Consider the following 8,253-nt stretch of genomic DNA (forward strand, 5'->3'; position numbering starts at 1 on the left):
CGGGAGACCCGGCGGGAGGGTGTTGGCCGCCGGTAGACTTTGCCCTGGTCTCGCCCGTACGTAGCCCGCGCACCGGCACAGCAGGGCGGCCCGCGGCAGCGAATGACCTTGCGACGGAGGAGTGCAGTGGCAGCAGGCGACCGGGCAGCGGCTCCCGGCAAAGCCGACGGTCTGATGCGCGCCTCCCTCAGCGCCGTCGCCCCGGGCACGGCGCTGCGCGACGGCCTGGAGCGCGTCCTGCGGGGCAATACCGGCGGCCTGATCGTGCTGGGCACGGACAAGACCGTGGAGTCGCTGTGTACCGGCGGCTTCGTCCTGGACGTCGAGTTCACCGCGACCCGGCTGCGCGAGCTGTGCAAGCTGGACGGCGCGCTGATCCTCGACAAGGACATCACCAAGATCGTGCGGGCGGGCGTGCAGCTCGTCCCGGACGCCGCGATCCCTACCGAGGAGACCGGCACCCGCCACCGCACCGCACAGCGCGTCTCCATCCAGACCGGCTTCCCGGTGGTCTCGGTCAGCCAGTCGATGCGGCTGATCGCCCTGTACGTGGGCGGGCAGCGCCGCGTCCTGGAGGACTCGGCCGCGATCCTCTCCCGCGCCAACCAGGCCCTGGCCACGCTGGAGCGCTACAAGCTCCGCCTCGACGAGGTCGCGGGCACGCTCTCCGCCCTGGAGATCGAGGACTTGGTCACGGTCCGGGACGTGACGGCGGTCGCGCAGCGGCTCGAGATGGTCCGCCGGATCGCCACCGAGATCGCCGAGTACGTGGTGGAGCTGGGCACCGACGGCCGTCTGCTGTCGCTCCAGCTCGACGAGTTGATCGCCGGTGTCGAGCCGGAGCGCGAGCTGGTGGCGCGCGACTACGTGCCCGAGCCCACCGCCAAGCGCACCCGCACGGTCCCCGAGGCGCTGGCCGAGCTGGACCGGCTGTCCCACGCCGAGCTGCTCGAACTGGCCAATGTGGCGCGCGCCCTGGGCTACAGCGGCTCGCCCGAGACCCTGGACTCCGCGGTGTCGCCGCGCGGTTTCCGTCTGCTGGCGAAGGTGCCGCGGCTCCCGGGCGCCATCATCGAGCGGCTGGTCGAGCACTTCGGCGGGCTGCAGAAGCTGCTCGCGGCGAGCGTGGACGACCTGCAGATGGTGGACGGCGTGGGCGAGGCGCGGGCCCGGTCGGTGCGCGAGGGGCTGTCGCGGCTGGCGGAGTCCTCGATCCTGGAGCGGTACGTCTAGCGGACCTCCGCCCAGCCGAGCCCCGTCCAGCGGGCCTCCGTCCAGCCGAGCCCCCGTCCAGCCGAGCCCCACCCGGGGACCCCCGCCCGGGGACCTCCGCCCGGCGGAGGCTCCGCCGGGCCCCCGCGCGCGTCAGTCCTTCTCCAGCACGAACGACACCCGTGCCGTGCCCAGCCCGTCCAGCTTCGCCTCGACCAGGTACGTACCGGCCTTGGCCGAAGCGCTGCCCGACGGCGTCGCGCAGTGCTCGGCGCTGCGCTTGCGGTCCCACTCCACCGTGCGCTTGGCCTGGCCGTTGCCCGGCACCTGGACCAGCACGGACTTGCTGCCCTGCGGGCAGTCGTCGGACGCCCACACATGGTCGTTCTCGGCGTCGGTGATGGTCAGGGAGGCCGCCGCACGGCCGAAGTCGACCTTGCAGGGGTTGTCCGAGGAGTTCTTCACAACGATCTCGAACGTCGGTTCCTCGCCCGGCTCGTACGTGTTCTTCACCCGCGAGCCCTTGACGCTGCGCACCGTCAACTCGACGTCGCCGCGGGTGCAGACGGGCAGGGTCGACCCGGCCGGGACGCTCTGACCGTCGCCGATGCCGAGGCCGGCGCCGGTCCCGCCGCCGGAATCGCCCGCACCCCCGCCGTCCCCGGCGCCGCCGGTGTCCGTACCGCCGCCGGTGTCGCCGCTCCCGCTGCCGCCGCCGTCGGTGTCACCGGCGTCGCCGGTGCCGGTCCCGCCGTCGTCCGACTCGTCGCGCCCGCCCGGCCGTTGGCTGTTGACGGGGGTGGAGGAGGTGGGCCCCGGGGTGATGGTGCTCGCGGCGCCGCCGCCACCCGACCCCTTGCCCTCGTCTCTGCCGCCGTCGCCGCCCGAACCACCCCAGCCGAAGGCCCAGATGACGAGGAGGACGACGAGGACGAGAAGCGCCACCGCAACGGCCCTCCGCCGCCAGTAGATGGAGGAGGGAAGCGGCCCGATCGGATTGCGCAGAGATCCCACGCGGAAACTCTACGAGAGATCGCAAGCGGGACCCGCCAATAACCGCCGCTCCACGCCCTACTTTTCTCATCATCTGACCGGATCCGGCGGCAGGCGCCGCGCCCGCGCCTCGCTTCAGCCGGGACCGGGGGCGGCCGATCGTCCCATCTGACCTCTTTTCAACCGCCGTGCCCGGTCTCGACGACCAGCCCCGCCTCATACGCCACGATCGCCGCCTGGACGCGGTTGCCGACCTCAAGCCGGTCCAGGACCGCGCTGACGTATCCCTTGACCGTGCCCTCGACCAGGTGCAGCCGGCGCGCGATCTCCGCGTTCGACAGGCCCGCGCCGACCAGCGCCAGCACCTCGCGCTCCCGCGCGGTCAGGCTCTCCGTACGGGCGCGGGCCGCGGCGCCGCGGGTCAGGCGCTCGCCGCCGAGTTCGCTGATCACATGCCGGGCCACCTTGGGCGACAGGAACGCCGCGCCGCCCGCCACCGCCCGCACCCCCGCGATGAGTTCGTGCGGATCCCCGGACTTCAGCAGGAAGCCGGCCGCGCCCCCGCCCAGCGCCCGGGCGATGTACGCGTCCTCGGAGAACGTGGTGAGCACGGCGACCGCGGTGTCCGGAAGCGTGCGGCGGATCTCCTCGCACGCGGACAGCCCGTCCAGCCTGGGCATCCTGATGTCCAGCAGCGCGACGTCCGGCCGGTGGGCGCGGGCGGCCTCCACCGCCTCCCGGCCGTCCGCCGCCTCGGCGACGATCTCGATGCCGGGGCCGGCGGCCAGGACGGCCCGTACCCCCGCGCGGATCATCGCCTCGTCGTCCGCGAGCAGCACCCTGATCGTCGAGTCGTTTCTCACCGCACCCCGCCATTCCTCACTGTCGTTCCGCGACTCAGACGCTACAAGCGGACGTACGCCGCCGCCCCTGCCGAAAGTCAGGGCACCGTCGTGAGGGCGGCCACGTCACGGCACCCAGGCCCCGGCACCAAGGCCCCGGCACCCCCGCCCCGGGCCGGCCCCCGCCCGCGGCTGACACGCTCAGGGCCAGGCCCCCGCCCGCGCCTGACACGCCCCAGGCCCCCGCGCGGCTGACACGCCCCGGCGGGGCCCGGGGTTTCCGGGGCGGGCGGCGGGCGTGCCAGGATCGTCAGTGACATGACTGCCATCTCCGCCGCCTCCCCCACGCCCTCCGCCGACCGCCCGAACCGCCCCGAGCACGCCGCCCGCCCCGAACACGACGCCGCCCGCCCCGACGGGTCCGCGGGTGCCGGCGGGGCCGCGGGTGCCGGCGGGGCCGCCCTGCACGGCCCCGTCATCGACTGGTTCGACGCCCACGCCCGCGACCTGCCCTGGCGCCGCCCCGAAGCCGGCCCGTGGGGCGTGATGGTCAGCGAGTTCATGCTCCAGCAGACCCCGGTGAACCGCGTGCTGCCGGTGTACGAGCAGTGGCTCGCCCGCTGGCCGACCCCCGCGGACCTGGCCGCCGAGCCGCCCGGCGAGGCGGTCCGCGCCTGGGGGCGGCTCGGCTATCCGCGCCGCGCGCTGCGCCTGCACGGCGCGGCGGTGGCGATACGGGAGCGGCACGGGGGCCGCGTACCGAGCGACCACGCCGAGCTGCTGGCGCTGCCGGGCGTGGGCGAGTACACGGCGGCGGCCGTGGCCTCCTTCGCGTACGGGCAGCGGCACGCCGTCATGGACACCAACGTCCGCCGGGTCTTCGCCCGCGCGGTCAGCGGCCGGGAGTTCCCGCCGGACGCCACGACCGCCGCCGAGCGCAAGCTGGCCCGCGCCCTGCTCCCCGCCGACGAGCCCACCGCCGCCCGCTGGGCCGCGGCGACGATGGAACTGGGCGCGTTGGTGTGCACGGCGCGCACGCCCGACTGCGCGCGCTGCCCCATCACCGCGCAGTGCGCCTGGCGCGCGGCCGGCTCCCCGGCGCACGACGGGCCGCCTCGCCGCGGCCAGACCTACGCGGGAACGGACCGTCAGGTGCGCGGCAAGCTGCTCGCGGTGTTGCGGGAGGCGGTCGCCCCGGTGCCGCAGGCGGCGCTCGACAAGGTCTGGCACGAGCCGGTGCAACGGGCCCGCGCGCTGGACGGGTTGGTCGCCGACGGCCTCGTGGAGCCGCTGGACGGCGGGCTCTACCGACTGCCCCTGACCTGACCGCCGAGCTGACCGTCGGCCTGACCGCCGCGGCGGGGTTCTGCCCCGCCGCGGCCGTTTCTGTGACAAGGCTGTGACACGGCCACGACCCGACTCTGACACTCCGTCCGAACGGGCCCGGCTGTTACACAACCTATGGGTAGCTGTGCATTCGCCGCAGGTCAGATGCACATCACGCCGCAACAGCCGCTCCGTAGCGTCCTCTCCGTGCTCGGCGCCCGCCGGGCACACAGGTGGGGAACACAGCGGGATGGAGGCTGCGGATGTCCGGCAGCGGCAAGGTTCTGGATTTCGAAGAGTACGTGCGCAACCGGCAGGACGCGCTGCTCCGCAGCGCCCGCCGCCTGGTTCCCGACCCGATCGAGGCACAGGACCTCCTCCAGACCGCGCTGGTGCGCACCTACGGCCGCTGGGATGGGATAGCCGACAAGTCGCTGGCCGACGCCTACCTCCGCCGGGTCATGATCAACACCCGCACCGAGTGGTGGCGCGCCCGCAAGCTGGACGAGGTGCCGACCGAGCAGCTGCCGGACGCGCGGGTCGAGGACGGCACCGAGCAGCACGCGGACCGGGCGCTGCTGATGGACATCCTCGGAGTGCTGGCTCCCAAGCAGCGCAGCGTCGTCGTGCTGCGACACTGGGAGCAGATGACCACGGAGGAGACCGCGGAGGCGCTCGGGATGTCGACCGGCACGGTCAAGAGCACGCTGCACCGGGCGCTGGCCCGGCTGCGGCAGGAGTTGGAGAGCCGCGAGCTGGACGCCCGCGCGCTCGGCCGCCCGGAGGGCCGCCAGGACCGGCAGCCCGCGCTGCCCGGGCCCCGCCGGATCCGCCAGACCCCGCAGGACCGGCGCCGAGGCCAGGAGCGGGGGCAGGAACGGTGCGCGGCCTGACCAGGGCCTCTCCTCCCAAGGCCGACCCTCGGCAGGCCGCCTCGGACCAGGCCTCCCCGGACCGCGCCGCCTCGGACCAGGCCGCCTCGGACCACTCCGGCCCGGACCAGGCCTCCCCCCATCAGGCCCTCCTCCCCGGCAAGCCGGCCTCCGGCAGGCCCGCCCTCCGCAGCAGCGCCCGCCGCATCGCCCCCCGCAGGGCCGCCCTGCTCACGGGCGGCGCGTTCGTCGGCTTCGCCGCCATCGGCGGACTGATGCTGGCCGGATGCGGGGCCGGGAGCCAGGGCCTGCGCAAGGAAGGTCCGGCGAGTACCACCTGGCCGTCGGAGCAGGCCGACTCCTCGGGCTCGTCCGCGTACGAGTCCTCCCCCGCCTCGACGTCGCGCAAGCAGAAGGTCGACGCCGTCGCGCTGGTCAAGAAGGACCCGAAGGTCAGCGAGCGGCTGAAGGCCAACCTGAAGCCCTGCGGGAAGAGCACCGCGACGGCCGCGACCGGCGCCAAGAACCCCTCGAAGTCGAAGGGCTACCCGGTCGACGTGGCCTACGGCCGGCTGACCGGTGCCACCGCCTCGGACCTGGTGATCAACATAACCACCTGCACCGAGGGATTCGGCATCGGCTCGTATGTGTACCGCAAGGTCGGCGGGGCGTATGAGAACGTCTTTATGGACGAGCGCCCGCCCGTCTACGCCGACATCGCCAAGGGCCACCTCCGCGTCACCAAGTTGATCTACACGGCCAACGACTCGGTCTGCTGTCCCTCGGGCGAGGACGTGACGACGTACCGGTGGGCCGAGACGCGCCGGCAGTTCCTCGTGTCCGACCGCAAGGTCACCAACGCCAACGAGGACGAGACGCCCGCGCCCGCCGACGGAACGGAAGGCTGAAGCAAGGCCGTGGCCGAAACCCATGTGCTCTTCGTCGAGGACGACGACGTCATCCGCGAGGCCACCCAGCTCGCCCTCGAGCGCGACGGCTTCGTGGTGACCGCCGCGCCCGACGGGCTGACCGGGCTGGAGCGGTTCCGGGCCGACCGGCCCGACATCGCGCTGCTGGACGTGATGGTGCCCGGGCTGGACGGGGTGAGCCTGTGCCGCCGGATCCGCGACGAGTCCACGGTGCCCGTGATCATGCTGTCGGCGCGCGCCGACTCGATCGACGTGGTCCTCGGGCTGGAGGCGGGAGCCGACGACTATGTGACCAAGCCCTTCGACGGGGCCGTCCTGGTTGCCCGGATCCGGGCCGTGCTGCGCCGCTTCGGGCACGCGAGCGGGCCCGGCCGGGGCAAGGACGCCGAGCCGGAGGAGCCCGACGGCGGGGTGCTGCGCTTCGGTGACCTGGAGGTGGACCCGGAGGGGATGGAGGTCCGCAAGGCCGGCGCGCAGGTCGCGCTGACGCCGACGGAGATGCGGCTGCTGCTGGAGTTCTCCGCCGCGCCGGGCACCGTGCTCTCGCGCGACCGGCTGCTGGAGCGGGTGTGGGACTACGGCTGGGGAGGCGACACCCGGGTCGTGGACGTCCATGTGCAGCGGCTGCGGGGGAAGATAGGCCAGGACCGGATCGAGACGGTCCGGGGCTTCGGCTACAAGCTCAAGGGCTGAGGGCTGAGCCGGGATGGTGAAACTCGCCCTGCGCTCCGGTCTGCGCTGGAAGGTCAGCCTGGCGATCGCCGCCGTGAGCGCGCTGGTGGCCGTCGCGCTGAGCCTGGTCGTGCACAACGCGGCCCGCGTCTCGATGCTCGACAACAGCCGCGCGGCGATGAACGAGCGGGTGCAGTCCGCCCAGCGGATGTACGAGAAGTACCGGATCCTCGGGTTCGGCGCGAAACTCGACGACGAGCGGCTTCCCGAGCAGCTGAAGAAGGAGGCCGCGCGCGGGCTGCGCGCCACCTACCTGGGGAACACCGGCGCCGCCGGCCCCGAGGTGTGGGCGTCGGTGCCGCTGCGGGACGGCCGGGTGCTGTCCGTGCACACCCAGTTCAAGGACCGCGCCCGGGTGCTGCAGGACCTCGACCGCGTCCTCGTCCTCGGGTCGGTGTCGGTGGTCATGGGCGGCATCGCGCTGGGCGTGCTCATCGGCGATCAGCTCTCGCGGCGGCTGCGCAAGGCCGCCACCGCGGCCCGCAAGCTCGCCGAGGGCGACTCCGAGGTCCGGGTGCGGGACGCGATCGGCGGCCGGGTGCGGGACGAGACCGACGACCTGGCGCGCGCGGTGGACGGCATGGCGGAGGCACTGCAGCAGCGGCTGGAGGCGGAGCGGCGGGTGACGGCCGACATCGCGCACGAGCTGCGCACCCCCGTCACCGGCCTGCTCACCGCCGCCGAGCTGCTGCCGCCGGGCCGCCCCACCGAGCTGGTACGGGACCGGGCACAGGCGATGCGCCAGCTGGTCGAGGACGTCCTGGAGGTCGCCCGGCTGGACGGCTTCGCGGAGCGCGCCGAGCTGCAGGAGATCGCCCTCGCCGAGTTCGTCTCCCGCCGGGTGCGCGTCGCGGCCCCCGAGGCCCGGGTCACCGTGTTGCGCGACGCCCATGTCTCCACCGACCCGCGCCGCCTGGAGCGGATACTCGGCAATCTGCTGGCCAACGCCGCCCGGCACGGCAAGCCGCCCTTCGAGGTCACCGTCGAGGGGCGGGTGCTGCGCGTCCGCGACCACGGGCCCGGCTTCCCCGAGGCGCTGCTGAAGGACGGGCCGAGCCGCTTCCGCACCGGCAGCAAGGACCGGGCCGGCACCGGACACGGCCTGGGCCTGACCATCGCCGCGGGCCAGGCGCGGGTGCTGGGCGCCCGGCTGACATTCCGCAACGCCGAGCCGACCGCGGAGGGGCGGGAGGGCGCGGTGGCGGTGCTGTGGCTGCCGGAGTCCGCGCCCACCAACACGGGGAGCTTCCCGGTCATCGAGGTGCCGGACTGAGGGGGCTGGACTGAGAGGGCTGGACTGAGGGGGCTGGACTGAGAGGGCTGGACTGAGAGGGCTGGACTGAGGGG

General features: G+C 74.0%; 8 protein-coding genes. 6 read left to right on the forward strand and 2 right to left on the reverse strand.

What is annotated here, in order from left to right; genetic code table 11:
* Positions 1–174 precede the first annotated feature (174 nt).
* Positions 175–1,233 (forward strand): DNA integrity scanning diadenylate cyclase DisA, encoded by a 1,059-nt coding sequence (gene disA / locus ABFY07_RS17585; protein WP_065961312.1) that lies wholly within the window; start codon positions 175–177, stop codon positions 1,231–1,233.
* A 132-nt stretch (positions 1,234–1,365) separates the two neighbouring features.
* On the opposite strand, the gene ABFY07_RS17590 is transcribed toward disA, so the two are convergent.
* A complete protein-coding gene (locus ABFY07_RS17590; RefSeq protein WP_346175403.1) occupies positions 1,366–2,226 on the reverse strand; it encodes a hypothetical protein in 861 nt (286 codons plus the stop codon).
* Positions 2,227–2,384: 158 nt separating this feature from the next.
* Positions 2,385–3,068: a response regulator gene (locus ABFY07_RS17595; protein WP_346175404.1), complete on the reverse strand. Its 684-nt coding sequence runs from the start codon at positions 3,066–3,068 to the stop codon at positions 2,385–2,387.
* Between the two features lie 297 nt (positions 3,069–3,365).
* Between ABFY07_RS17595 and ABFY07_RS17600 the strand changes: the two genes are divergently transcribed.
* The 5 genes from ABFY07_RS17600 to cseC all read left to right on the forward strand — a co-directional run bounded on the left by ABFY07_RS17600 (position 3,366) and on the right by cseC (position 8,179).
* Entirely contained in the window at positions 3,366–4,373 is a 1,008-nt protein-coding gene (locus ABFY07_RS17600) for an HhH-GPD family protein (RefSeq protein WP_346175405.1), read from the forward strand.
* Between the two features lie 263 nt (positions 4,374–4,636).
* The gene (locus ABFY07_RS17605) at positions 4,637–5,266 is read left to right on the forward strand and encodes a SigE family RNA polymerase sigma factor (RefSeq protein WP_346175406.1); all 630 of its coding nucleotides are present in this window, start codon (positions 4,637–4,639) and stop codon (positions 5,264–5,266) included.
* The gene (locus tag ABFY07_RS17610) at positions 5,254–6,153 is read left to right on the forward strand and encodes a hypothetical protein (RefSeq protein WP_346175407.1); all 900 of its coding nucleotides are present in this window, start codon (positions 5,254–5,256) and stop codon (positions 6,151–6,153) included. Before ABFY07_RS17605 ends, ABFY07_RS17610 begins: the two co-directional genes overlap by 13 nt.
* A gap of 9 nt (positions 6,154–6,162) precedes the next feature.
* A complete protein-coding gene (gene cseB, locus ABFY07_RS17615) occupies positions 6,163–6,867 on the forward strand; it encodes a two-component system response regulator CseB (protein ID WP_346175408.1) in 705 nt (234 codons plus the stop codon).
* A gap of 13 nt (positions 6,868–6,880) precedes the next feature.
* Positions 6,881–8,179: a two-component system sensor histidine kinase CseC gene (gene cseC / locus ABFY07_RS17620; RefSeq protein ID WP_346175409.1), complete on the forward strand. Its 1,299-nt coding sequence runs from the start codon at positions 6,881–6,883 to the stop codon at positions 8,177–8,179.
* Positions 8,180–8,253: the final 74 nt, after the last annotated feature.

Origin of the sequence: Streptomyces sparsogenes subsp. cuspidosporus, from assembly GCF_039532705.1 — a bacterium.
In the GTDB taxonomy this organism is placed as follows: Bacteria; Actinomycetota; Actinomycetes; order Streptomycetales; family Streptomycetaceae; genus Streptomyces; species Streptomyces sparsogenes.

Bases quoted from the DNA above. Each gene is read 5' to 3' on its own strand.
- disA (WP_065961312.1), top strand. From the start codon at position 175: ATGCGCGCCTCCCTCAGCGCCGTCGCCCCGGGCACGGCGCTGCGCGAC.
- ABFY07_RS17600 (WP_346175405.1), top strand. From the start codon at position 3,366: ATGACTGCCATCTCCGCCGCCTCCCCCACGCCCTCCGCCGACCGCCCG.
- ABFY07_RS17605 (WP_346175406.1), top strand. From the start codon at position 4,637: ATGTCCGGCAGCGGCAAGGTTCTGGATTTCGAAGAGTACGTGCGCAAC.
- cseC (WP_346175409.1), top strand. From the start codon at position 6,881: ATGGTGAAACTCGCCCTGCGCTCCGGTCTGCGCTGGAAGGTCAGCCTG.